At 53.5% G+C, this 23417-nt stretch carries 24 protein-coding genes and 3 pseudogenes; 12 read left to right on the top strand and 15 right to left on the bottom strand.

Annotated features, from left to right (window positions below; all coding sequences use genetic code 11):
- The first annotated feature begins 15 nt into the window (after positions 1-15).
- From H2O14_RS10605 to H2O14_RS10580, 7 genes are all read left to right on the top strand, one after another.
- Positions 16-396: a DUF3768 domain-containing protein gene (locus H2O14_RS10605; protein ID WP_182827627.1), complete on the top strand. Its 381-nt coding sequence runs from the start codon at positions 16-18 to the stop codon at positions 394-396.
- A 10-nt stretch (positions 397-406) separates the two neighbouring features.
- Positions 407-985 (top strand): hypothetical protein, encoded by a 579-nt coding sequence (locus tag H2O14_RS10600; protein ID WP_182827626.1) that lies wholly within the window; start codon positions 407-409, stop codon positions 983-985.
- Positions 986-1096: 111 nt separating this feature from the next.
- Complete coding sequence (locus H2O14_RS10595; RefSeq protein ID WP_182827625.1) at positions 1097-2251, top strand: cysteine desulfurase family protein; 1155 nt, start codon at positions 1097-1099, stop codon at positions 2249-2251.
- A 39-nt stretch (positions 2252-2290) separates the two neighbouring features.
- Positions 2291-2782 (top strand): DUF4007 family protein, encoded by a 492-nt coding sequence (locus tag H2O14_RS28455; protein WP_210275440.1) that lies wholly within the window; start codon positions 2291-2293, stop codon positions 2780-2782.
- On the top strand, positions 2724-3218 hold the full coding sequence (locus tag H2O14_RS28450; RefSeq protein ID WP_210275439.1) for a DUF4007 family protein: 495 nt from the start codon (positions 2724-2726) through the stop codon (positions 3216-3218). The genes H2O14_RS28455 and H2O14_RS28450 overlap by 59 nt, the downstream gene beginning before the upstream one ends.
- A complete protein-coding gene (locus tag H2O14_RS10585; protein WP_182827624.1) occupies positions 3215-6550 on the top strand; it encodes an ATP-binding protein in 3336 nt (1111 codons plus the stop codon). The genes H2O14_RS28450 and H2O14_RS10585 overlap by 4 nt, the downstream gene beginning before the upstream one ends.
- Positions 6547-7392: a phosphoadenosine phosphosulfate reductase family protein gene (locus H2O14_RS10580; RefSeq protein WP_182827623.1), complete on the top strand. Its 846-nt coding sequence runs from the start codon at positions 6547-6549 to the stop codon at positions 7390-7392. Before H2O14_RS10585 ends, H2O14_RS10580 begins: the two co-directional genes overlap by 4 nt.
- On the opposite strand, the gene H2O14_RS10575 is transcribed toward H2O14_RS10580, so the two are convergent.
- Both H2O14_RS10575 and H2O14_RS10570 read right to left on the bottom strand, forming a co-directional pair.
- Positions 7393-8784 (bottom strand): HNH endonuclease family protein, encoded by a 1392-nt coding sequence (locus tag H2O14_RS10575; protein WP_182827622.1) that lies wholly within the window; start codon positions 8782-8784, stop codon positions 7393-7395.
- A gap of 32 nt (positions 8785-8816) precedes the next feature.
- Positions 8817-9710, bottom strand: coding sequence for a DUF262 domain-containing protein (locus H2O14_RS10570; RefSeq protein ID WP_182827621.1), 894 nt, complete (start codon positions 9708-9710; stop codon positions 8817-8819).
- 208 nt (positions 9711-9918) lie between these two features.
- Between H2O14_RS10570 and H2O14_RS10565 the strand changes: the two are divergent.
- Positions 9919-10137: pseudogene (locus tag H2O14_RS10565) on the top strand (IS630 family transposase); the annotation flags it as partial.
- Positions 10138-10647: 510 nt separating this feature from the next.
- Here the strand turns inward: H2O14_RS10565 and H2O14_RS10555 are convergent.
- The 4 genes and pseudogenes from H2O14_RS10555 to H2O14_RS10540 all read right to left on the bottom strand — a co-directional run bounded on the left by H2O14_RS10555 (position 10648) and on the right by H2O14_RS10540 (position 13493).
- The gene (locus H2O14_RS10555) at positions 10648-11151 is read right to left on the bottom strand and encodes a hypothetical protein (protein WP_182827620.1); all 504 of its coding nucleotides are present in this window, start codon (positions 11149-11151) and stop codon (positions 10648-10650) included.
- Between the two features lie 67 nt (positions 11152-11218).
- Complete coding sequence (locus H2O14_RS10550) at positions 11219-12589, bottom strand: calcium-binding protein (RefSeq protein WP_182827619.1); 1371 nt, start codon at positions 12587-12589, stop codon at positions 11219-11221.
- A gap of 424 nt (positions 12590-13013) precedes the next feature.
- A pseudogene (locus H2O14_RS10545) lies at positions 13014-13109 on the bottom strand (IS5/IS1182 family transposase); the annotation flags it as partial.
- A gap of 99 nt (positions 13110-13208) precedes the next feature.
- Complete coding sequence (locus H2O14_RS10540; RefSeq protein ID WP_182827618.1) at positions 13209-13493, bottom strand: helix-turn-helix domain-containing protein; 285 nt, start codon at positions 13491-13493, stop codon at positions 13209-13211.
- Between the two features lie 149 nt (positions 13494-13642).
- Between H2O14_RS10540 and H2O14_RS10535 the strand changes: the two genes are divergently transcribed.
- Both H2O14_RS10535 and H2O14_RS10530 read left to right on the top strand, forming a co-directional pair.
- A complete protein-coding gene (locus H2O14_RS10535) occupies positions 13643-14209 on the top strand; it encodes a hypothetical protein (protein WP_182827617.1) in 567 nt (188 codons plus the stop codon).
- A gap of 69 nt (positions 14210-14278) precedes the next feature.
- Positions 14279-14620 (top strand): hypothetical protein, encoded by a 342-nt coding sequence (locus H2O14_RS10530; RefSeq protein WP_182827616.1) that lies wholly within the window; start codon positions 14279-14281, stop codon positions 14618-14620.
- A 21-nt stretch (positions 14621-14641) separates the two neighbouring features.
- Here H2O14_RS10530 and H2O14_RS10525 read toward each other — a convergent pair whose 3' ends face one another.
- Positions 14642-14872 (bottom strand): hypothetical protein, encoded by a 231-nt coding sequence (locus tag H2O14_RS10525; RefSeq protein ID WP_182827615.1) that lies wholly within the window; start codon positions 14870-14872, stop codon positions 14642-14644.
- Between the two features lie 192 nt (positions 14873-15064).
- On the opposite strand from H2O14_RS10525, the pseudogene H2O14_RS10520 reads away from it, so the two are divergent.
- Positions 15065-15500, top strand: a pseudogene (locus tag H2O14_RS10520) (transposase); the annotation flags it as partial.
- A gap of 186 nt (positions 15501-15686) precedes the next feature.
- Here H2O14_RS10520 and H2O14_RS10515 read toward each other — a convergent pair.
- The 5 genes from H2O14_RS10515 to H2O14_RS10495 form a co-directional block, all read right to left on the bottom strand.
- Entirely contained in the window at positions 15687-16556 is an 870-nt protein-coding gene (locus tag H2O14_RS10515) for a hypothetical protein (RefSeq protein WP_182827614.1), read from the bottom strand.
- A gap of 124 nt (positions 16557-16680) precedes the next feature.
- On the bottom strand, positions 16681-17682 hold the full coding sequence (locus H2O14_RS10510; RefSeq protein WP_182827613.1) for a hypothetical protein: 1002 nt from the start codon (positions 17680-17682) through the stop codon (positions 16681-16683).
- A 12-nt stretch (positions 17683-17694) separates the two neighbouring features.
- Positions 17695-18039 carry a helix-turn-helix domain-containing protein gene (locus H2O14_RS29380; protein ID WP_182827612.1) on the bottom strand — a complete coding sequence of 115 codons (345 nt, stop codon included), beginning with the start codon at positions 18037-18039 and terminating at the stop codon, positions 17695-17697.
- 437 nt (positions 18040-18476) lie between these two features.
- Entirely contained in the window at positions 18477-19106 is a 630-nt protein-coding gene (locus H2O14_RS10500; protein ID WP_182827611.1) for a site-specific integrase, read from the bottom strand.
- Positions 19107-19388: 282 nt separating this feature from the next.
- On the bottom strand, positions 19389-19679 hold the full coding sequence (locus H2O14_RS10495; protein ID WP_182827610.1) for an Arm DNA-binding domain-containing protein: 291 nt from the start codon (positions 19677-19679) through the stop codon (positions 19389-19391).
- A gap of 367 nt (positions 19680-20046) precedes the next feature.
- Here H2O14_RS10495 and H2O14_RS10490 point away from each other — a divergent pair, with 367 nt between their 5' ends.
- On the top strand, positions 20047-20313 hold the full coding sequence (locus H2O14_RS10490; protein ID WP_182827609.1) for a PilZ domain-containing protein: 267 nt from the start codon (positions 20047-20049) through the stop codon (positions 20311-20313).
- 23 nt (positions 20314-20336) lie between these two features.
- Here H2O14_RS10490 and H2O14_RS10485 read toward each other — a convergent pair whose 3' ends face one another.
- From H2O14_RS10485 to H2O14_RS10475, 3 genes are read right to left on the bottom strand one after another with little or no spacing between them, the layout of a single operon-like run.
- A complete protein-coding gene (locus H2O14_RS10485; RefSeq protein ID WP_182829333.1) occupies positions 20337-21626 on the bottom strand; it encodes a hypothetical protein in 1290 nt (429 codons plus the stop codon).
- Between the two features lie 39 nt (positions 21627-21665).
- Positions 21666-22394, bottom strand: a complete 729-nt coding sequence (gene hutC, locus H2O14_RS10480; protein ID WP_182827608.1) for a histidine utilization repressor — start codon at positions 22392-22394, stop codon at positions 21666-21668.
- Positions 22387-23415, bottom strand: a complete 1029-nt coding sequence (locus tag H2O14_RS10475; RefSeq protein ID WP_182827607.1) for a zinc-binding dehydrogenase — start codon at positions 23413-23415, stop codon at positions 22387-22389. The genes hutC and H2O14_RS10475 overlap by 8 nt, the downstream gene beginning before the upstream one ends.
- Positions 23416-23417: the final 2 nt, after the last annotated feature.

Here is a 23417-nt window from a genome sequence, read left to right as displayed (position 1 = left end):
AGAGGGAGACTGACTATGCGATCAGCGAATTTTGCGGAAGAACAAAACAAGAACAATTTTGCCGTCGATGTGCCCGAGCGCGCCCGTATCAGCGAGCTGAATGATCGTCTTCGCATTCATGGGAGCGGTGGTCGAATACTGTTCACGGCAGGCGTGCAATCGCTTTCCGACGAGCGTCGGCAACAGTTATTTGACGCCATAAAAAGCTACTCTGCCTTCACTCCGGACAACGACCCCTATGGCGAGCATGACTTCGGAGAGGTCGAGATCGACACCACCAGTATCATGTTCAAGATCGATTACTACGATCTCTCTGAGAGCTTTAGCTCGCCCAATCCTGCCGACCCTGCGGTTACGACGCGGATCATGACTATTATGCTTTCTGACGAATACTGAGGGCAATGTAGTGACGTTGGGAAAACACCCGGAAGTCGTTGAAACGGCCGCCGTAAGCCGGTCCGCCCGCCCGTTTCGGCAGGGATCGCTCGACGCATATTGCGGCTTTTACTCCATCGCCAATGCCATGCTTAAGATCAAACCTGAAGCCTTCGATGATGCGGAAGGCACTCTACGCCTTGTCCGCACGATGATGAGGACTGCTGCGCGCATCTGTGCTCCGGAAGAACTCGTTCACGAGGGAATGGACGGCGTTGAACTCGACTACGTCGCCAAAGCCGCAATTCGCCATATGCGCCGCATCGGTCATAACTTTCGACTGGTCCGGCCAAGCCGGCTTGGGCTAGGGCCGCTTAGCCGAGACCCCGCAAAATGGTTCGCTGACGCGGCAGCAGTGACATCAATTGCAGTCATTCTCCACATCGATAAAAACGTTCAGAGCCATTGGTCGGTATTGAGTTGCACCAAAGGCAACCGCTTGGTGCTCTTTGATAGCGATCAGATGAAGTCGGCAAAGATTGTGCAATGCCAACCTCACCTAGCGATTGCTCGATGCCCTGTGCAGTGGCATCCGGGTATGTCCCGATAGGACTCCGATTTGGCGTTGACTAACTTCCTTTGATGCAGACCTACTTCGATGTAGTCACTATAACGTCCAGCCAAGCGCGCGATTCTTTGTGAAGCCAGTGGACTTTTTCCGATGTCGGACGGCAGTTTTAATCTACCTATTTATCTGGACGGCCATGCTACAACGCCACTTGCGCCAGAGGCAGAGGATGCAATGTCCCCTTGGTGGCATCGCAATGCGGCCAACCCCAATTCTCCTCACCGCCGTGGAATTGCTGCCGCTGCCTCAGTAGAAGAGGCACGCGCCAATCTCGCAACCTTATTTGGTGCATCACCGCAGGAGTTTGTGTTCACCTCCGGGGCGACAGAATCCAACAACATCGCCATTCTAGGTGTGGCCGCAGCAGCCGAAGCCGCGCATGACCCGCGTCGGGAACTCATTATTTCCGCCATTGAACACAAGAGCGTATTCAGCGCCGCAAAAAGCCTTAAGGCGCGGGGTTTCAGCATTCATGTTTGTCCGGTCAGGCGCGACGGACTAATCGATGTCTCAACCTTTGAACAAATGCTATCAGAGCGAACACTCCTCGTTTCCGTTATGGCAGCGAACAATGAGATCGGGACTGTCCAGCCAATTGCTGCGTTATTACCGATTATCCGCACTGTGGGCGCCATGATTCATGTTGACGCAGCCCAAATCGCCGGAAAGTTGCCGGTTGAATTTGCTGATTACGACTACGCAAGCGTGTCATCTCATAAGCTCTATGGCCCGATGGGTATCGGCGCCCTTTTTGTATCTGCAGCCGCTCAATACCGGCCTAGACCCCTTTTTTATGGAGGCGGGCAGGAGGCTGGTCTCCGTCCGGGAACTTTGCCGACTCCGTTGATTGCGGGCTTTGGTGCTGCGGCCAAACTTGCAGTTGGAAGATTGGGACAGGACGAAGTCCATTGCCGTACACTAGCAGATCGCTTAGTCGCAGGACTGGAGGCGCATCAGGTTCGCTTCAGGAGAAATGTTGAAAATTTGAATCAGTTGCCGGGAAGTTTGAGCTTAGGCTTTGATGGCATAGATTCCGCCTCCTTTGTCAATGTTATTTCTAATGACGTTTGCATCTCGGAAGGATCCGCATGCTCAAGTGGGCAAATACAGCCATCATATGTTCTTTCATCAATTGGTTTATCGAAATCTGAGATTGATGAAACTGTCCGTATATATTGCGGAAGATACAATAGCATCGCAGAAATTGATTACGCGGTGAATGCGATTGCGGAAGCGTGCAAAAAATAGGTCTTGCGCACTGGACAGCTCCTCCAGTAAGGTAGCGGCATGAAAGATGCCCTCAATGATCCCGACCTGCGCCTGCAATTCGCAGGTCACGAAACTTTCCCGCTTCGTCTCTTGTGGCTGAAGAAGGCATTCGACGCCGTTGCGTATTATGGCGCAGAACGTAGAACATTTCAAGAACAGTCAGCGATCGCTCAATTTGGTGTCGGGAAAAACATGGCGCTGTCTATGCGTCATTGGGCATATGCGGCCGGCATATTGGAGGACAGGGAAGGTGTTATGGTCCCAACTTCCATGGCTTGGTTGCTTTTGGACAACGAGAGAGGATTGGATCCCTTCTTGGAGGATCCGAGCACGCTATGGCTTGTTCATGCAGCCTTAGCGGCGACACCCGAACTGTCGACAACTTTTTTCTTCGCGTTCAGCATGTTGAACCAATCAATTTTCGATCGCGGACTTCTGGTAGAGGCGATCTATGATCTTGCGACGGTGCGGCGCGCGTGGGACGGTAGAAACCGTAAAGCGAGACGTTGAGGTCTTCCTTCGCAGTTATGCCCCACGCCACGGCGATCTCGGAGAAGATGCGGCCGAGCCTTTGTTGGCCGAACTTGCCCTAATTCGCGAATCTCGACTTTCGGGACAGTTTGAATTTGTGCGGGGTCCAAAACCCAGCCTTCAGAATGGCGTCTTTGCGCTGGTACTCAAGCGATTCTGGGAGCGATGGCACCCTAATGCTCCAACGCTGTCGGCGGAACAGGCGAGTTACGGCGCTGGCTCGCCCGGCCAAGTCTTTAAGCTTGATGAGGACAGTGTAATGGCGCGCTTGGCTAAGATCGGCGAAGCGACGAGTGGCGCCATTGTGTGGACAGACACCGCCGGACTCCGTCAGGTCTCTTTGGCCCGTCAACTTTCAACAATAGATGAAGTGGCGCTTATCACCAATAGCTACCCCTACCGGAGGGTCGCATGAAGACACTTGCGGATGTTGTTCGTGTCGAGCGCCGGTTCGCTCTGTCCGCTCGCCTCGATTCCGACTTGTCAGGCACCCCGCCTTTGACTGGATATGTCCTTCAGCCGAGCGTTAGAAAGTCGCTGGAGACTATGGTTGCCAGTATCTATGACGGCGGACAGCGGGCATTCACTTGGACTGGCCCGTATGGCGGTGGCAAATCGTGCGCCGCACTTCTTGTTGCCAATCTAGTGGCAGGGGCGCCTGAGCAACGTGTTATCGCTCGCACGATCGCTGGCCCGGAACTTACCTCACAATTCGGTCGTGCCTTTACCGAAGAAGATGGAAATTGGGCCGTTCTGGCTTTGACAGGCCGGCGAGCTAATCTCGCTAAAGACTTGGCAATGGCCGCCGCAAATGCTTTCAATTGGCCGAAGGCCACACGCTCGGAAGCTGAGTCAGACGATCGTTCTTTGATCTCCCAGCTTGAAACCGAAGCGAAAAGACGTGGCGGCCTTCTGCTGATCATTGATGAATTGGGTAAATTCTTCGAGCATGCAATCGCCGAAGCGGGCGATCTTCATATGCTACAAGATTTGGCTGAGCGCGCCAACCGGTCAGGCGGTAAGCTCGTAATCATTGGCGTATTGCACCAATCATTCGAGCAATACGCTAGCAAGCTCAATCGCACCGCTCGGGACGAATGGGCGAAAGTGCAGGGTCGCTTTCAGAATGTTCCTTTCGTCGCCCAAGCAGACGAAGTCGCGGCCCTATTGGCACGCGCTATCACCGTTGACAAAATTCCGTCTTTCGCGGATGATTTGGCCCGAAAGACGGCGGAAGCAGTGGCGGCTCGCCGTCCTGTAGATCCCGATAGTTTGGCCGACACTTTACGACAGGCGTGGCCTCTTCATCCCATCACAGCGCTTCTCCTTGGGCCGGTGTCTCGGCAACGTTTTGCACAAAACGAGCGGAGCGTATTCGGCTTCCTTTCGTCGGCAGAGCCCTACGGCTTTCAAGCGCATTTGATGGCAACCGAGCTTGGAGCAGCGGAAACATTGTTCCGTCCCGATCAGTTATGGGATTATCTAGTTGCCAACTTCGGCTCGGCATTGTCAGTTGGCCCAGATGGCGCGCGAATGACGCTCGCCATGGAAGCCATCGAACGTGCTGCACTTCGAAATGAGCTATGCGCTAGATTAACAAAAGCCGCTGCACTTATCGAATTCTTCCGAAATGGCTCCGGTCTTGCAGTTTCGGACGATTTTCTACGTTTGTGTATGCCTACTACCTCTGCGCTCGAAGTTGATGCCGCCCTATCGGAACTAGTCTCGCGAGCGATCTTGATCAAACAGCCTCGGTTGGGCGGTTACGCTCTCTTTGCCGGTAGTGACTTTGATCTTGATGAAGCTATGCGCTTGGCTAGTGAGAAGCTCGAAGCCGATGCCCTAACAGATTTACCGGGTCGACTGGGTATCGGACCAATTGCCGCAAAACGACATTATTTTCAGACGGGTGCACTTCGAACCTTTGATGTACTCTTGCAATTCGGCGAGCATGTTCCGAAGGAGTGTGAAGACTGGGCAAGATCGATCGCAAATGCATTATCAAAGAGAAAGCAGCGTACAAGCGGCGCACTGATATTATTGTTGCCAGATGCTTATACTTTTGAAGCCAAGCCAGAACACGCAGCGCAAGTCCTTGGAAAAGCACTTGAAGATGCTGGGGTTCTCGCTGCCGTAGCTATTGCAAAGAACATTTTTATGTTAAGAGAACACGCTACTGATCTTTATGCAGTCGATCGAATAGAAGCGTCTCATCCCCAGTTGGAGGGTGACCGAATTGCTCGCCGCGAGCTGTCGGCGCGACGATCGATGATAACAGATGCTGTTCGGAAAGAGTTGCTCGATGCATTTTCTACAGCGAAATGGTGGCAGCTTGGTGAGCGTGATAAAGATTTGGACGGTCGTTCTCTAAGCGTCGTGGCTTCAGTAGTATCGAACGCCGCCTTTTATGACGCTCCTGTTATCCAAAGTGAATTGCTGAACCGGGACCGGCCATCAAGCAGTGCTATGGCTGGCCTGCGCGCCTTGATGCACGCTATGGTTCAGCGGACCACAGAAGCCGACCTTGGCATAACCGGATTTCCTGCGGAACGAGGCCTCTATCTAACAATTTTGAGGGCATTGAGTCTCCATCGTCAGGATGCATCCGGAGCGTGGCGCTTCCATGATCCGAATGACGACACTGCTGGAAAGAGCCTCCACTCCGCATGGAAGGTACCATCCACCGCCCGTCGGCTGGCACTCGATGAACTCTACGACAAATGGAGCAAACGTCCATATGGTATGAAGCGCGGTGTTATGCCGATCTTGGCTTTGGCATTTCTCATCACACACCGTGCCACGATTGCTGTTTATGTGGATGGCCTGTACGAGGCTCTGATTGACGATGTGTTTGTGGATCGAATGCTGCAGGAACCTAAGGCAGTTGAATTCCGCCGTGTTGTGCGGTCAAAGAAAGACGACGCATTCGTACTGAGACTTGCCACGTTACTATCACAAGATTCGGTAAAGGTAGAAGCCGAAGCACTGCCAGTGGCTTCAGCACTTTACCAGCGCTTTCACGCACTTCCTCTTTGGAGCCAGAGGACCCTGAAATTGCCGCTCGGCGTTACAAGAGTACGGGACGCTATTTTGAGAGCCAAGGATCCGGAAGCGTTGCTATTCTCCGACCTAGTTGAGATTCTAAAAGACGACATCGATCCCGCTGCCACGGTCGCTAAGGCACTTGCAACCTGTGAGACAGCATATCCAGCAATGCTTGAGACACTTAAGTGTGCTGTTGCCGATCACCTTGGCGTTGATAAGGAGACGTTTGAGGGATTGGGCAGCAGGGCTGTCACAGCTGCGGGCGTGACAGCCGACCTTCGTTTAGATGCATTCGCTATGCGAGCAGGTGCCTTTGAAGGCGAAGCAGGGGACATCGAGGGTTTGGCAAGCTTATTGGTACATAAGCCACCGCGTAGTTGGTCGGATCGAGAGCACGAGCAGGCGCTGTTCGAACTTGCCAAGCTCTCGCGCCGTTTCCGAGAAGCAGAGACCTTTGCGGGGGTGAAGGGCAGAGCGCCAACCTCGCAGGCCATTTCGGTAATGGTCGGCCTAAATCCAAAAGAACAGCCGGTTTTCCACACGTTTGAAGTTACAGATAAGGAACTCGAGCAGGCAGAAAAATTAGCTGACGAATTCATGCTAAGCATGCGTGGACGTAATTTGCGATCGACTGTCGAGCTTGCTGCACTGGCGAGAATCGTTGAACGTCTCTCAACCGAAGAGTCGGTGGAGGTAATATGAGCACAAAGCGCGAGCGTCATATTCTGGGCATTTCGGGCGGCAGAGACAGTGCCGCCTTGGCTGTTCATATGCGTCAAACACGTCCCGATCTAGATTTGGAGTACTTCTTTACGGATACCGGCAAGGAGTTGGCAGAGGTCTATGTATTCCTCGATCGTCTTGAGGGTTTTCTTGGCCGCCCGATCACGCGGTTGAATCCTGATCGCGATTTTGATTTCTGGCTTAAAGAATACAAGCACTTTCTTCCATCCCCTCGCACTCGATGGTGTACGCGTCAGCTCAAATTGCGTCCTTTAGAGCATTGGCTTAAGGATGACCTCGAGGCCGGCGTTGTCGTTCACTCCTACGTTGCGATCCGAGCCGATGAACCGAGCCGTGAGGGCTACCAGTCAACAAACGGAAACATGGTAGTTCACTTTCCGCTCCGCGAAGCCGGAATCGATCGCGCGGGTGTTATCGATTTACTCGACAGCGCCGGCGTTGGCGAGCCAGAGTATTATCAATGGCGAACGCGTTCTGGCTGCACATTTTGCTTCTTCCAGCAAAAGATCGAATGGGTAAGACTGAAGCGAGAACATCCCGACGCTTATGAGGATGCTAAACGATATGAGAAGACAGCAATAGAGCACGGCTCACCCTTTACGTGGAGTCAGGGCGAAAGCCTTATTGATCTGGAGCAGCCCGAGCGCGTTGACGCCGTCGAACGGGAGTTTGAGCAACGGCGGGCGCGCCTCCTAGCTCGTCGTCGCGTCAATCCTTTGGCTGGCGAGAAAACCCTAACCGTTGATGACTACTACGGCATCGACGAGGCTTCTGCCGGCTGCGTTGTGTGTCACAAATAGCTAAGGCTTCAGCCAACCGACTATGCGTTCATAAGCAAGCTCAGCTATGCGAGTTGATCGCCGATCTACTATATCAATTCCCCAGTCGTTTTGAAAACGGCTGAGCGCTTTGCACATCGGCATGTAGGTCGCTTTTCCCAACACAGCTTCGCCGCTTGCGCTAACTGTCAGGCCAGCTGTAGCAAATGAGTTATAGGTTGCGTCTGCTTCAGCTGGCGTCTCGGAGCAAAAATACTTGTACACAAGGCGCTTTTGCAACCAAGGACGCTTGCCCACGTAGCTGTTTGCCGCCGACGGCAAGAGAGTCAGATTGCCAAGCCTGTCGACAGTTTGTGGATCTTCGTACAGGTCTTCGCTCCAACCGTTAGCTTTGCTGGCCTGCGGGGCAATATGCTCTACGGAAAAGTGGACGTCAGCGCCCCATGCGCTTGCCTTCACAGTAGGAGATAGGCCCTTGCTACCGCGAATAATTAGCCCTTCATACTGGGTGTCGAGAGTGGCATCATCGCTTGCGGCCAGAAGCAAGAACTTCGCCACTGTCGATGAATGACTATAGATGGGTACGCGGGCGGCAGCCTTGACCCAAGCGTCTTTGTCCGGAAACTTCTCGATCAACTTGGACCAAAGCATTCGTTTGTAACCGCTCAGCGATACAGCGCCCAAAGCACCCTTTGGACGCTTCGCCAAAGGCAAGATCGAGTCAGCCGGCGATCCATCTCGCATTACATTACGATAAATGGTGTCGATGTTCTCGGTGCCCCCGAAACCTCCTCGCCAGAGCATAGAAAACGCCGTCGATGCCTTCACGGCGTCGATCAAATCCTTCTTACGCTGTTGGCGTTCTGGCTCGTCACTGCGACGAAACTCATCGTAAAATCGAGACAGCGCACCGACCGCGACGCTATGTTTAAGTGCGCGTAGTGATTGAAAGCAAAACCCAGTCTCGTCGTCGAACTTTCCGAAACCCTCCAAGCTAGGTTCATCGTCCTGCGCCATCCAACCGGTGCGAACAAAAGCAGAAAGATTGGCGAGCGAGCTAACAACGGCACGCTTATCATCGAGCGACGGAAGCTTGTCGAAATAGTCGCGCAGATACCGACGTTGATCACTCAGATTTTTCTGCAACTTGTCACCAGTCTCGGCGAGAGCAAACGGTATAAGCAGCTCAGAGGTGGCGCGCTGCCGATCATCCGCTTTCTTGAAAGTGTCAAGATAGTCCTCAATTCGGATAACACCTTTGTAAGACGAAGAGGCTTGGTAATTGTCCAAGCCTTCTGCCTCGATGACCTTTGGCTTAAAGGTCTCGAAGGCTGTCAGCGGCTCGCCTGTAGTATTTAGCGCTTCAAACATATCGAAAGCGTCATCTTCCGACCGAGTCGTTACGATGGTCAACGCCATTCGTGTATTGAAGTACTTCTGAAATATCAAGGTCCGGAGAAGGGCGCAAAAAAGTTGTAGTTCTTCTGATCTGACTGCGTCGTCACGAAAGTGACGACCGATTCCGGCGGAACAAAAGCCCATAATGCCTTCATGAATTCGTCGTTTTGGATAACTTGCTGGACATCCGGGATGTGGTACTGATCTACTTTCTTGCCAGTAAGAGAATTAATCTCACTTTGGATGTATTGAAAGACGCTGACTATCGATTCGTGTCTTGGATCAGCCGCGCCATCTTCATCCACAACGCGATATTTGAAAGGCTCAACCTTCTTTTCTTCCACATAATTAATATAGTTCCATATCAGTCGCGATATGGGCGATTGGTAAAGTGCTTGAGTCCCTTTCTTAGACCATACGTCATCAAAGGCCCGGATTACGCGAGGGTAATAGCGATAGACCGGCGGATTACCAATAGTTTGATCGAGTGCGAATGTTGTCCAGAGATCCGCCAGCGACCGCTGCGCCTGCTCACGCATCCATTCGAATGCTTCACCTGCTGACTTTTCAATCCGGCGCAGCAAGCTACTGAGATGGTGATGAAGAGCAATGTTCATCATCACCGAAGTGCTAATTCGCTGCTGGCCATCTATCAGCGTCATCACCCTTTGCGCGACTTCTGACTGGTAAACCGGCTTCACAGTTACGAGATTCGTATCGTGAATTGCAATAATTGTTCCGAGGAAACTAATAGCACTGCTACGGTCTTCAAGATGATTGAGTCCGTTGAGGACATCATCGATCAAGCGATCAACGTTTTCGTCGTCCCAAGCATATGGGCGCTGATAGGCGGGGATGTAGCAACCCTGCCCAGCAGCATGCAAAAATTGCCAAACGCTCTCGGCACGAGCTGTAAAAATCTGGTCGATCTGGACGGTCATTCACTTCTTCCCTTGGCGCTGCTCATTCCAGACACCGATTCGTTCACAAGCACTGATGTTAGTCGAAACGGCTGCATAGACAACGATGCAGTCCACGGCCTTTTGCGCCTTAACAATTATCCCAAGTTCATTCAAAAGATTAGGGTTCCGGAGCCGCACTCGTGACAAAATTCGCCAAATGCCATGAGTTTGCCGATGCAACGCACATACCGCGCATGCCAGCGAGCAGCAACGCGGTGATGTCCTGCGTGCCCGCAGCGACTGGTTCGATAACCAGCCTGACCTCGACCCCGCCAAACTGATCTTCATCGATGAAACGGCTGCCTCGACGAAGATGGCACGGCTTCGTGGCCGCAGCCCGAATGGCGATCGATACCGGGCGTCCCTGCCGCATGGGCATTGGAAGACGACCACCTTTACGGCCGCCCCAATTTCAATCCCATCGAAATGGTGCGCAGCGACAATCAAGGCGAGATTCAGCGTCAATCAGGATGAGACTCTTCATGAAGTACCGACAAACCCCTTCTGTAGAGGTCGCCGCGGCAAAAGCGTCGATCAGCCGAGCCATGGCACCGCCTCGACAAGCAGGTGCAACCGCCATGTCAGAGCAAAGCGCCGCGGGCAACGGCGTGTATTTGGCATTTTGCTGGAGCCATGTGCGCAGGCGCTTCTTCGAGCTCGCCGCCGCGCAACGGCACTCACCGACATCTCGCCGCTATAGCTCTCGGCGAGGATTTGGTCCTTCTCCTCGTCGCTCCAGTCGCACCGCCGGCCCGCTCCCGTGGAAGACCTCAAACCGTTGCACCGGCACGTCCACACTGGTACTATGCGTAAACCCTGTAATCGTCATATGTCGGATCCTCGTTCGGCCACAACATCAACAATCGCACGCTGATCCGGAAGGTGGGGTCAAAACGGCGCTTAAGCATAAAACCCCTCACAGAACAAAGAAACTGAAGTCACTTTTTATCTGGTTCAGACCTTTGTCGTAAAACGTACCTATGTGGGCCGATGCTTCCGTCGTGGAGCGTATCTCATCGCCATCCGTATAAAAACTTACATCAGCAAAGCTAACGCCGCCGTATTCTCCGTAATATAAAACCTGCTGTCGGTCCGTTCCGGTAGGGGAATCGCGCCAAGCCTCAAACTCTTCGAGTGTGTCAAAGGTCAAATCGACGTCTAATGATTTAAGGTCTACTTTGTCGCGGGTTCGATCGACATCGTAGATGCCAAATCCGTATATGTCACGACCTTCTGGGACAACGTCGTATATCAATAGGTCTTTGCCAGCTCCAAGGCGGATATCGGGTATGTAGTATCTACCGCTCGCGTCCAACGTTGTTATACGGATAGTCGCGTCAGCGCCTCCGACCGCAATACTGTTCCGACTCATATCGGAAACTTGGTATGTGAAGTTGAACGTATCGAGTCCCAGAAACATGAAGCTCTCAATGTTCGCATAGTCTTTGATGTTATCGAATCTGCCTTTTCTGGCGGTGATAAGACTGTCACCTCCACCTTCGGCCGTCTCTCATGATCCGATCTTCGCCCTTTGTGCCGAAGTCTACGTAGCGGTCCCCGCCTGCTCCGCCAACCAGCGTATCACGGCCAGTGCCGCCATACATGATGTCAATGCCATCACCACCATCAAGGTAATCGTTACCAGAGCCGCCTACTAGATTATCGTTATCTCCGCCGCCGTAAAGCGTGTCGCTCCCGAAGTCTCCGTACAATATGTCATTTCCGGCATCACCCCTGAGGTAATCGCCTCCACCGTCGGCGGCTTTGAAATACTCACTATCTTTCCATTTTCCATCACGCAGGTAGGCATAGCCGTAGTCTCCATCGCGAATATAGTATTTGGTGTGAAAAACCCACCGCCACGCTTGGTCATTTCCCGCAACCCATTGGCTGACATTATAGTCACCGTAGATCCAGTCATCACCATTCCCGCCCTGAATAGTATCAGAGCCTTGGCTTCCGATTAAAGTGTCAGCCGCGTAGCTGCCGTAGAGAAAGTCGTTCCCTACGTTACCGTCAGCAAAGTTTGAACCTGTGTCTTGGCTGTCGTTGAACTTCGTACCAGCCCAGATAAAGTCGCCACCTTCAGCGCCGTAGAGCCTGTCATTCCCTGAACCGCCATAAATTCTGTCGACATCCCTGCCGGCGTAGACCTTATCGTCACCGTCACCACCAAACACCGTGTCTTTTCCGCCACGAGCTTGGATAACGTCATTCCCACCACCGGTGTGATAAGTATTGTTCTTGTTAGCCCCGTCAATAATTAGTTCGCGAGAGTTGCCCATCTGTTGCGTATCGACGTCGTGGAGATAACTAGGCTTCTCGCCAATCGCAAGTATCAAGTCAAACTGCGAGTCCCGACTGAAAATGTTACCGAACTCGTTGGCAAACTTTCTCGTGACGATGCTATCGTAGGACACGCGGGCATCCACACCCAACTCCAACCGAAACTGATTTTCTGCACGGACATTATCTCCCAAATAGTCGCCTACAGAAACTGACGCCTCGTCACGATCCTTAAGACGGTTCAACAAGTGCGAAAACTCGTGCAGAAGAGCGACGCGGAAGCTGATTTCGACCGCCTTTCCAGTATTGTCAATCTCGACATATTTCTTCAGGTAATCTACCCCTACCCGAAGTACACCATTCTTCACGGCCATGTCTTCAGAGTTAACAATCTTAACTGGTTGCGAGCGGCTCCATATGGTATCCAGCATCGCTCGCGCAGTGGTGGATTTTTCGTAGCATACTTCCATTTCTTTTATTATGTATTTTTGCTCCGCCGATGAATATCCTCTAAATTCAATGTTCGAAAGCATTTCCTTAAAGTTCTGCTTCAGTTCTCCAGTCAAAGACATAAAAATTCTCTCCGTTGCCCCGGTCGAAAATTAACGCAATGGTTTGAAAACTCAATGTTTAAGTTTGGTCTGCAAATTAGGTTTATCAATCAATTGCATTTCGGTCCGTTCCGCCATCCTCGCCGATCTTTGGACCGGCGCCCCATGAACAGTTCAATACCTAATTTAAGACCGACAAAAATTAAACACAGGTGATACACCGCGCCGCCCAAACATGTCGTTCGACTTCGGAATTAGAGCCTGACCGAGAATATGTCATAGAAATTATACAATAAATTGCCGTCATATCGCCGAGATAGTCTTCGTCACGCAATTTTACGATTCTATTGAGATTTCATGCGCCCAATTTTTCGAGCCGAAATCGCCAGTTTTTCAACGCCTTTGAGTTTCGAGTCGAGCACTTAAAGACTGATTCGAAAGGACGTCAACGATATAGATATCTTGCGAGCCTTCTGGTGATGAGGCGAATATGGGCGATCATGATCCACGCTTCGGCTGATGCGATGGATCGCTCGACGTCTCTGCAGATCCGAAGTAATCCAAACCTCTTTAAATTACCGATTTCTTTTTGGGGCAGCCTCTTAGACTTCGCGAAGTCAATTATGACCGGTCCCTACTGTCATTCCTTGTCAAGCGAATTTCGGTGCTTCCACTTTCGTCCCGCCCTCATCGGCGGTGGCGGTGGTTCATCTTTCTCGGGTTCTATCAAAAGGGTGGCTAACGGCACTCCGAGGGCTTTGGCAATAATCTCCAACGTTGAGATCGTCACATTCTCCGACCCACGTTCGACCTTGCCGATATATGTCCGGTCAACGTTCGCTTCCAAAGCTAGCCGCTCCTGCGACCACCCTTTTGGCACCCTCAGTTTCCGTAGATTCCACCCAATGATTTTCTTGGCATCCATGCCGCCAAGAAACGTATTGCAGCCTTGACAATCGACCGTGCAATACGCCCATATTAAATTGAGAGCATGATCGGGCGCGGGAATTACTCTGGGTTTATTCGGCGTAACAACGTGTAGGTTTACTGATGGTGAAATTTAGGAGGTCTATTTTGAGTGCCTATCTCAACGCAAAGCGGAGCATAGCTCAGTTTTCTCCCCGTTTTAGGTGGTCGCAATACAGGCATCGCTATCTTGTTTGGGTGTCGATGTTGGTGACCCTCTCTTTGGCGATGCCTGCAAAGGCCGATAGTGTCGTTTTTGAAGAACTAGTTCGGATGGCTCAAATTTCCGGAAAGTCGTATCCTCCAACCGATCCAACAGAAGCAAAAGCAATTGACATGTTGAAAGTTTATCTAGATAAATTGGATGAAATTCCAGCTGATAATTATCGGGATTATCCGATATCAAAGGCCGACGGTGCGATCGTATTAGATAAAATGGCATTTATGTTAAAGGATGGTCTTGAACGAGAGAAAATATGCTTTGACGTGGAGCGGAGTATCCGAACACAAGGTCCTAGGGCGTTTAAAATGCTGACCATTGGAATGTTATTTCAAGGTCTGTCTCAAGGAAATCAAAATAATGAAGAACTCCCTCCCATAACCGCAGAAGCGATATTGGTCTATCATACGACAGTCCTGCGGTTTCAATGCGCGAACGAAATTTTGGAGGAGTAGGTTCAGATAGTCTGGCTTTTTCATTCCAATACATTGCAGACTCATCTGAGTTACAAAAGGCGTGCCGGAATGACGGGTATGGTAAAGCTACTGAAGGGTTTGTTACTTGTTGGCGGCGCTATGGTGTTGGTGCTGCAGATTGTCTGGTATCTCCAAAACGGAGTTTGGACGTATCTCTCTGTCATTGACGTTTTGAAAAGGGTGATGAGAGGAAGTCCGCACACAAGAGGCTCATTCGCATTGTGGCTCGATAATCCAGCATCGTGGCGGGGCTTGTATGAAGTCCTTGTTTACCTGCCAACTTTTGCCGCGTTGTTCGCCACAGTAATGGTGTTGGACTGGATCACACCAAGTTCTCAAACGTTGGCTGAAAATGCGGACACCAACAAGAAAGAACCGCCAGAGAGTTGATCGTTCACGTGATGGTCTCTCTCATACTTTTTTGATGGTCATCCTGACCGACCAGCAGGCTGTTGAAGAAGTCTCTTTTTGCCTTAGGGCGGCATCGTCGCTGTCGTTATGAGCGAACACGAAACTGATCGCGCCATGATTGAGCAGTTTGGTGTCTCCGTCGCCGGAGACTTCATCTATTAAGCAAATCCGCCCACGCGGAGTAGACTGCATCGGCAGCACCGCAACCGCAATATCTTTTGCCGACGGCAAACGAGCACCGTATCGCGGACGAAGAAGTATCGCCTTTTTGACTCAGCACTAAACATTGGATTATCGTAAGTGCTCATTTCCATGCGCCTTGACGCGGTCGGCTTGACCGGATGGGCTTTTCTTGAGGTCGCTTATATCAGCCAGCGTTTTCTTTGGCGAAGTTGAAGGGCAGCAGGTCGCTGATATCGGCGGTATCTCTTCGCTGTCGTGGACTGGTTCAGCCGTCGGGTCTTGTCGTGCGGCTCTCGATCGCGATGGAGGCGACTTTCTGCATCGAGGCGGTCGAGGACGCTCTGGCTTGCTATTGCAAACCCGAGATCTTCAACACCGATCAGGGCTCACAGTTCAACTCCATTGACTTCACGACCGTGCTAAAGACGGCTGCGCAACATCTCAATGGACGGCAAGGGTGCATAGCGGGGCTATGTCTTCGTCTAGCGGCTCTGGCGGTCGAGCAAATACGAGGAGATCTACCTTCACGGCTACCAAACCGTGTCCGAGGCCCGCACAAGCATCGGGCGCTATCTAACCTTTTACAACACCAGACACCCGCATTCATCGCTTGACCGGCAGACGCCGGATCAGGCGCTAATTGAACGCGCTGCCACCAATGAGGGTGGCGGCATAATCGAGGCGGAAATCCACTTAGCAAAACGCTCCGAACTTTTAGACAAACCGAGCCACCTCTGAAGAACTCATCGCGCGCATCAAGGCAAAACTCTTGCAGTGACTATCGGACGGTCACCGCTAACCTTCGGGCTGCGTATTCCAGCGAGGCCGGGCGGTATCGCCAATTCCGCAGCCGTACCGCCACCTATACACCAGTTGGCATCAAATCGTTTGCCGTGAGCAAGTTGCGTGCTCGCTTTAGGATCGCCTTTCTTAGCTTTTTGCCTCGGCCCCCTGCGATCATCAATTCGTCAATGGTCCTCTCGCCGAATGCTTTGTGAATCTCGACAGCTTCACCTTGCCGAACGGCCCGCTTCTTGACCAACGTCTTTCCAGTGGGAAGCCGGCCAATTTCGCCAGTTTCGCTGTCGACGACATCAGCCTTACATGGGACTATGCGATAGCTATTGACTGCGTGCTTCAACATATACACAACCTGTTCAATGATCGTTTCGCCCCCGACTTTCTTGAAATGGAATGGCTTACCGTCGGGGCGCAACGTAGTGTGATGTCCGTTCGTTGCAGCTCTGATGTCACGTAAGGCGTCACGCCCGATACCCCAAACAATAGCGTGGCAGTGCCAAGACAGCATGTTGGAATCTGCCGCGTTGATGGCTCGCATGTTGGTAAAGTAGCCGGCTTCGATGGTTCCAAGAAAATCGAAACACGAGAAAGTGTCTGCCGCCCAATCTCGGATGCGTTTAGTGTCAAATTCCGGGCCATCTTTTATACTCGTAACGTGGTTTGAAAACGCGACTGTCACGAAATAGCAAGCTTGCTTTTTCGGTACAAATATCGGTTTAAGAACCTCGGTGGAGGCTATTGCGACGGCTTTACGTGCCGCCATGTTCGTTGCGTAAAGCAACGATGGTCGATTGTCGAATACGATCGACTTAACGCTACGATCCACCGTTCTTCCTCGTTTCGTGTGAAAATAGGCGATCATCATAGCACGGAAGTTATTGTGAATGCGTATATACTCATTGATATCTCGAATTGGTTTTCTCTTGGACATAGTTTCTCCATGTCATAACCACATACCTATGTTAGAAAAGTATGTGGTTATGAGTGTAGTGGGGTATTGAGTATGGGATATGTTAGGTATCAGGAGGGATATTATGTATTTAAGGATAAAAACATCATCCTGAAACTTCGATAAGCTTGATTTGTATTCCAAGCCCAACTGAGCCATCTACGCTGATTTCTGCAACGGCGTTCCTTCCAATCAGTGAAGAAAGCTTATCGATCAGATGGCGTGGGACAGCCATGCTTGTTGCTAGGAACGGGCCTTCTTCATCACGCCGATGACCATGTGAGATAGATGAGCTAACTTCACGATCCGTCGTGTGGTCCAAGGGACCAGCGGCATTGTCGTCTGGCGGTGCCGCATCAAAATCTTCAGGCCGGTGTCTAGACATCGCCTCAAGCCCACCACGCGCCTCAATCTGAGCGATTAAGCTCGCTGCCGGCACGTGCGCGTTGAATAGCGGACTCAAGGCCCTTGAGTATTTGTTAGCACGTTGGTTGCCTTCAGTTGTGACCATGCCGTAAACGAACCTGATTAGGTAGTGCAGGGCTCGTTCAGGGTTTTCATAGCTTGGAGGATTCTTTCTGCCTTCCCAGTCTGGGGCTGATGTGAACAATCCCCATTGAATCTCATCAACCCGCCACGCTTCAGCGATGGTGTAGAGCTTTTGAAGAATGACGTAGATCGAAGTCCGATAGCCAGTATCCACGGTGTCTGCGAAGTTTCTGATGTGCTGAACTGTTGGGAACGTCAGGGCCTCGCTCATGAGGGTCGCCAATTGTGATTCCAAAGCTCCATCTGAAGGGCCAACATGTGGAAGGTATTCCGACAGGTATCCTGAAGGGCAGGGGATACAGAAGTCGTCCAAGAACGACATGACGTCGCCTGCCCATGCGGCCGCGTTCGCGTCGGAAACATGGTCTGGTAGGCCGTGAAGTTGAATTGTGCGCAATAGCGCCGGGTGCAACCGGACCGCCTCGCGCGGTTTAAACAACTGATGATGGCGTGTGAATAGATGGCTTCTCGTAGGCGCTTCCAGATCTAAAGTGTGAACCAGACGGCCCGTATTGTCGAGGACTTCGACCGATCGGTTTCGCGGATAGATGCTATTCATGAATTACTCCAATCAGGCGGGTCGCTGAGAGGTGGATGTTCTTTGGGTGGCTTGCAGAAAAGAGGTCAAATCCGAGCGACGGTAGACCACCTTGGAACCATGTTTCTGAAACGGAGGGCCACCAGTGCCCTTCCATCTCCACATCGCCAAAGTTTTGGGCGCGACGCCGAGGTATTTCGCTGCATCATTTGCCCCGAATACGACTTGTTCGGCGGTGCCATTCGGTAGGCGGCTGATCAGGACGTCCGTCAGAACCGGGTCATCTAGTTCGAGATCCAGAGAGCTTGCTATCCGGAGTAATGCTTGCACCACTTTCTGGCGCCGTCGTAGGGACGCCTTCCCTCTTAGTTTTTTCATGTAAGTTCTCCTTTTTTGGTCACAGATCGGCCTCTCCGGAAGTGAGTATTTTTTCTCCGGATCTTAGATTTTCTTTTGTTATTCAGTTGTTTAGTGCAGAAAAGTTATAGCAAATTTCGCGACTTCTGTCATTCGCGAGATGTCTCGATTTTTCCAAATCTCAAACGTCGTAAAATCGAAAAGAAAGGAAATGAGATTCAAAGGCTTATAAGGGCCTTTTTTCAACGCAGCTGTTTTCCAACTTAAAACAATTACTTGTGCCAGAAAAAAATGAGAACGGGCGAGCTAAAAAAATCAATAAAAACAATGGTGTACATATGCGTGCCAAAAAAAGTTCACAGCCTATACACGAATATAGAACTTTGCGGAAAAAACGCCGAATCGCTGCTGCCGAGTGAATTTACCAAGTCGGACGGTTGTAAAGATAGGCGAGCCGTTTAAGGCTTTTTCAGATGTTCATTCAGTTTTGATGACACAGAATCGGCGGTATCATGCAGCGGGTCGGCCGCCAAATGGGCATAGCGTTGGGTGGTCTGCGTTTGTGTATGACCTAACAATTTGCCCACGATATAGAGACTGTTTCCCGACGAAACAGCAGAGCTGGCGAAATTATGGCGGAGGTCGTGCAGCCGGAGATCAGTCAGTTCCGCTGCCTCCCTTATCTTGGCCCATGCCTTCTGGATGCTAATGGGTGTCATCCCCCCGGCGGCCGATGGAAAGACCAACTCGGAGCCAGACACTTTGGGCAACAGCTTCAGAAGTTCCATGGCTGCGGATCCTAGGAGAAGAACCTTCTTGCCGGTCTTGCTATCTGGCAATTTTGCTAGGTTGTGATCGAAGTCGAGCCATTCCCAACGCAGAGTCAGTGCTTCATGACGCCTGCATCCGGTCAAAATCAGAAACCGAATAGCAGCCACGACGTATGGACTTACACCGGCTTTTTCTGCATTCGAGAGAGCAGTTCCGAGACGATCCAATTCAGAGGCGGTAAGGTAGCGTTCGTGCTTCTCAAGCTTGTAGTGCTTAATGCCCTTGGCGGGATTGTCCGTTCGATGTCCCTCGTTCACCGCAAACGTTAGAATGGACGACAACAATGCTAGGGTGCGGTTTGCAGCCCCTTTGCCCCCTGTGACGATTGCCCGCCCTCGAGGCCGCGTCTTTACATCTGCTGCGGTCTTTCCCTTTGCGATGGAAACCTGAAATTTCTGGATATCTGCCCGAGTGAGGTCGATAACCTTTGATTTACCTAAGAGGGGGCAATATGCCGTTTTATGAGGCCGTTTTCAAAATCGATCGTTGATTGCTTTTTTGTGAAGTGCCCCGCTCGAGATAGTCTTCAATGAGATGGTTCAGGAGGATCGCTTCTTGCCGGGCTTTTTGGCGGTTCGCGGATCATTACCTTTACTCACCTCGGCAAGCAGTTGGACCGCTGCGTCCTTAGCCTGATCCAAAGACCACGGCCGGCCATACTCGCCAATGGTAAACCGTCTCGCAACTCCCTCAATGCGCGCTTGGACAATAAAGTTCTTCTTGCCGCCTTTCGTCACCTTAACGCCGAACCCGGTCAAACCTTCGTCGAAGTAGAAGTTGTCTCTTGACGAGGGTGCGAGTTGGTCGAGAAAACGCTTGGTAATTTTCATGTCGATGGCGTCTCGGGCAATTATGCAGTACTCAAACAGTACTCAGAATTGCGAGAAATCACAAGTCTTGAAACCGGTCGCTCAAAAAATATCGTTTAAAATCAGTGGAAATTGTGTCGAAAGAGATCGGCAGAGATACTAGACCGTAACATTCGTAATGATGGGGTCACGTGTTCGAGTCACGTAAGCGGCACCATTTTTCCTCTCTGCTGAGCATCAATAGAAACAGGAAGGTCGCAGAACCTGCCTCGTCACGCTTGCGCTCCCCAATCGCGCAAATTTGCACCCAATTTCTCAAGTTACCTTAATTTTATGCCGCTACAACCTCTTTACTGCGCTATGCGCAGCGCGGTTGATAGGGAATGCGATGGTGGATCCGGTGCAGGGTGAGAACAAACGTATCGCGCCGAGATTACGCTCGCTGAAGGCGGGGCGGATCGTGTTTCATCATGGCGGATCGACGCTCGACTGCATGATCCGCAATCTTTCGGAGACCGGCGCAAAGCTTGCGATGGAGCAGGCGCTGCTCGCGCCTGACACGTTCGGCCTGCAGTTTCAGGATGGCGCGATACGGCCCTGCACCGTGCGTTGGCGCAAGCTGACGGAATTGGGCGTCAGTTTCGACGACGCCTAAACCCTGAAGGCGCGCAGATCGCCTCAGCCAGGCGTGACCGCATCGAGAAAACGGCTCAACCGGTCGCCGTCTCCGAGCGGCTCCGAGCCCATCTGCATGGCGACGGAAAAAGCGATGGCCGAGGAGATCTCGTTGTGCGAGGCGGCGCCGGCGCGGAGATTCATCACCAGTGTGGGGCAGAGGGAGAGCGCCAGTTTCAGCGTCTCGCGCCAGTCCTCCGGCAGCATGTTCCGGCTCTTTAGCAGCGCCAGAAGCGGCCGCCACAGCCGTTCGGCCTTGGTCTCCAGCAGCGCCTGCCGGACGGGGCTCAGGTCCCAATCGGTCTCGAGCAAGAGCACGCCGTCGCGATAGACGGCGCTCGCCGAGTAACGCTGCGCAGCCTCCCTTGGATCGTAGAGCCAGAAAGGGTGTGCGAAGATGTTGTGGAACGTCGCCTTGGCTTCGGCGAGCAGCGCCGGCACATGCTCGCCTGCAAAGGCCGGGTCGAAGAAGGACAGCGCCGCGCCGCCCTCCGCCCGCCGCGCGAACCACACATTGGCGTTGTGCGCGTCGCCATGGGCGACCACGCCGCCGGCGGACGCGAGATGGATCGGGTTCAGCCGTTCCGCGGCGCGGGTGAACAGCGCGCCGAACGTGTCGCGATAGGCCTGGCCGTTGATGCTCACCCGTGCGGTCGAGAACCTCTCCCAGTCGAGGCTGACGCCGGGGAACCGGAAACTCTGGCCGATATAGAAATCGCGATAGCGCCCGCCGGGCGGCCGGCGCGTGGCGGGCTCGATCATTCGCTCGAAGAACAGCCGGTTGATCGGCTCGGCCCGGGCCTGATCGGCGGTGATCGGATGCAGGGTCTCGCGATAGACGGCCAGAAGACGGTCGTTCAACTCGGCTTCGGCCGCCACGGCCTCCGCTTGGGCTTCGGCGTCGGATTGGAGATCCAAGCCGCGCAGCACGTCGGAAAAACGCGGATCGGAGCGCCGGGCATAGACCAGGATCTGCTCGCCCGGCAGAACCGACATCATCACCGGCTGATCGACCGGCAATCCGGCGCGGGCGAGAATGTCGGCGCGATAATATTCGCCGGTCATCGCCTCCTCGCCCTCTTCCTGATGGAATTTGAAGAAGTAAGCCTTGCCATCCGCCTCGAAGAAGCCGTTCAGCGAATTCAGGCTGTATTGGTCGTGATTGATGGCGAGATTTTTGGGCGAAATAGAGAACAGCTCGGACAGGAGCGTCGAGAGTTGAGCAAGGGCGCGGGGCTCGTCCGTGCGGGCCAGCGCGCGGATTTCGGCGGTGCGGCTCTTCGGCGTTTCAATCATGATCCGCTCCTTCGGGCATGTGTGGACAGCGACGGCTCAACGGATGGAGCCGGGCGTATAGCGGCTGCCGAGTGTATAGCGGCTGCTATAAGTGAAGCGGTTGACGGTGGCGACGGTCGAGCCGGTCCAGGTGCGGCGATGCAGAAGCAGACACGGCGCCCCGGCCTCCAGCGCCAGCATGCGGGCGGTCTCCTCGTCGGCGGTGATGGCGGCGATCACCTGTTCGACTTCGGTGAGCGGCGTGCTCTTCTGCAGGAAGTCGTAGGTGGTCACGGCGGAGAAATCCTGCTTGTCGTAATCGGGCGCGAGGTCGGAATTGACGAAACGCTCTTCGATCATGACAGGCATGTCGTTTTCATGATGCAGGATCACCGAATGGCCGACCGGCCTGCGGGTGGCGAAGTCGAAGGCGGCCAGCAGTTCCTGGCTCGGCTGCAGGCTTTCGAGCAGCAGGATATCGGCCCTGTAGCGCGCGCCGCGTGCGCGGATCTCGCTGGCGATATCGACGATCTCGATCAGCGTCGAATAGGGTTTCGGCGGGGCGACGAAGGTGCCGACCCCCTGGATGCGCACGAGATGGCCGTCACTCGTGAGTTCGCGCAGCGCCCGATGCACGGTCATGCGCGACACGCCGAGCATCGAAACCAGCTCGTGTTCGGAGGGAACGCGCTGATCCTTGCCCCAGGCGCCGCTGCCGATATGGTCGAGAATATAATCCTTGACCTTCTCGTAGAGCGGCCCGGCCGTTTCGGGCAGGTTAGCCATGACCGCCTCCCTGTTGTGGGACGATGATGGTTTTCAGGCCGGCGGCGCGACCCTCCAGCAACCTCTCATAGGCGGCGGGCGTGTCGTCGAGCGTGATGCGCGCCTCGATCAGCCTGCCGAGTTTCTCGGACAGCGCCGGCATCATCGCCACCGCCTCCGGCAGTTCGTCTTCGAAAGCGTGGCAGCCGATCAAGGCGATCTCGCGTTCGACCAGCAGGTTGGGATCGAGCGACAGCTTGCCATGCGAAATGCCGACCAGCGCCAGCGCGCCGCCGCCGGAGAGCAAGTCAACCAGCGCTTCCAGTGCGTCGATACTGCCCGTGGCGTCCAGCGCATGGCGCAGAGGCTGTCCATCCAGCGCCGCCGCGAGGGAGCCGGCGTCGAGATCGACGCGCCGGGCGCCCGCGACATCGCTGACGAGGGCCGCCCGCGCCGCATTGCGCTCGGCGATCAGGATCGGCCCGTCATGCAGCCGGGACAGCAGCAGCGCCGCAAGCCCGCCGATCGGGCCGCAGCCCGCCACCAGCACCGGCTCGCCGGCGGGCGGGCGCAGGCGCTTGATGGCGTGCAGCGCCACCGCGAGCGGTTCGGCCATGGCGGCGATCTCGGGCGAGAGATCGCCAGGGCAAAGCGTCACCAGTCGGGCTGGCAGCACGCATTCCTCGGCGAAACCGCCGTCGCAGACTTCGCCGACAAAGCCGAGCTTTTCGCAGACATTGCGGCGGCCGGAGCGACAGGCGGCGCAGTCGCCGCACCAGTAGCGGCTGTCGGCGGCGACGAGATCGCCGGGTTCGAGGCCCACGACATCGGATGCGATTTCGGTGATCACGCCCGCAAATTCATGGCCGGCCACCGAAGGCGATCGGCTGATCCATTGGCCGGTGCGATAATTGTGCAGGTCTGAGCCGCAGATGCCGGCGGCCTTCACTGCGATCCGCACCGAGCCTGACGCGAGCGGCCCGGGCGTCGCGATATCTTCGACGCGCAGGTCGCCTGCTTGATGGAGCCTGACCGTCTTCATGT

Source organism: Rhizobium sp. G21 (assembly GCF_014158035.1).
In the GTDB taxonomy this organism is placed as follows: domain Bacteria; phylum Pseudomonadota; class Alphaproteobacteria; order Rhizobiales; family Rhizobiaceae; genus Rhizobium_E.
Note: the sequence above shows the minus strand (reverse complement) of the source record. Positions and strands in the feature narration are given on the sequence as shown.

Bases quoted from the DNA above. Each gene is read 5' to 3' on its own strand.
- H2O14_RS10595 (WP_182827625.1), top strand. From the start codon at position 1,097: ATGTCGGACGGCAGTTTTAATCTACCTATTTATCTGGACGGCCATGCT.
- H2O14_RS10495 (WP_182827610.1), bottom strand. From the start codon at position 19,679: ATGAAAATTACCAAGCGTTTTCTCGACCAACTCGCACCCTCGTCAAGA.
- H2O14_RS10540 (WP_182827618.1), bottom strand. From the start codon at position 13,493: ATGGATGCCAAGAAAATCATTGGGTGGAATCTACGGAAACTGAGGGTG.
- H2O14_RS10530 (WP_182827616.1), top strand. From the start codon at position 14,279: ATGACGGGTATGGTAAAGCTACTGAAGGGTTTGTTACTTGTTGGCGGC.
- H2O14_RS10570 (WP_182827621.1), bottom strand. From the start codon at position 9,710: ATGACCGTCCAGATCGACCAGATTTTTACAGCTCGTGCCGAGAGCGTT.
- H2O14_RS10605 (WP_182827627.1), top strand. From the start codon at position 16: ATGCGATCAGCGAATTTTGCGGAAGAACAAAACAAGAACAATTTTGCC.
- H2O14_RS10555 (WP_182827620.1), bottom strand. From the start codon at position 11,151: ATGTTTCTGGGACTCGATACGTTCAACTTCACATACCAAGTTTCCGAT.
- H2O14_RS29380 (WP_182827612.1), bottom strand. From the start codon at position 18,039: ATGAAAAAACTAAGAGGGAAGGCGTCCCTACGACGGCGCCAGAAAGTG.
- H2O14_RS10490 (WP_182827609.1), top strand. From the start codon at position 20,047: ATGGTGGATCCGGTGCAGGGTGAGAACAAACGTATCGCGCCGAGATTA.
- H2O14_RS10550 (WP_182827619.1), bottom strand. From the start codon at position 12,589: ATGTCTTTGACTGGAGAACTGAAGCAGAACTTTAAGGAAATGCTTTCG.
- H2O14_RS10510 (WP_182827613.1), bottom strand. From the start codon at position 17,682: ATGAATAGCATCTATCCGCGAAACCGATCGGTCGAAGTCCTCGACAAT.
- H2O14_RS28455 (WP_210275440.1), top strand. From the start codon at position 2,291: ATGAAAGATGCCCTCAATGATCCCGACCTGCGCCTGCAATTCGCAGGT.
- H2O14_RS10515 (WP_182827614.1), bottom strand. From the start codon at position 16,556: ATGTCCAAGAGAAAACCAATTCGAGATATCAATGAGTATATACGCATT.
- H2O14_RS10580 (WP_182827623.1), top strand. From the start codon at position 6,547: ATGAGCACAAAGCGCGAGCGTCATATTCTGGGCATTTCGGGCGGCAGA.
- hutC (WP_182827608.1), bottom strand. From the start codon at position 22,394: ATGGCTAACCTGCCCGAAACGGCCGGGCCGCTCTACGAGAAGGTCAAG.
- H2O14_RS10585 (WP_182827624.1), top strand. From the start codon at position 3,215: ATGAAGACACTTGCGGATGTTGTTCGTGTCGAGCGCCGGTTCGCTCTG.
- H2O14_RS28450 (WP_210275439.1), top strand. From the start codon at position 2,724: ATGATCTTGCGACGGTGCGGCGCGCGTGGGACGGTAGAAACCGTAAAG.
- H2O14_RS10475 (WP_182827607.1), bottom strand. From the start codon at position 23,415: ATGAAGACGGTCAGGCTCCATCAAGCAGGCGACCTGCGCGTCGAAGAT.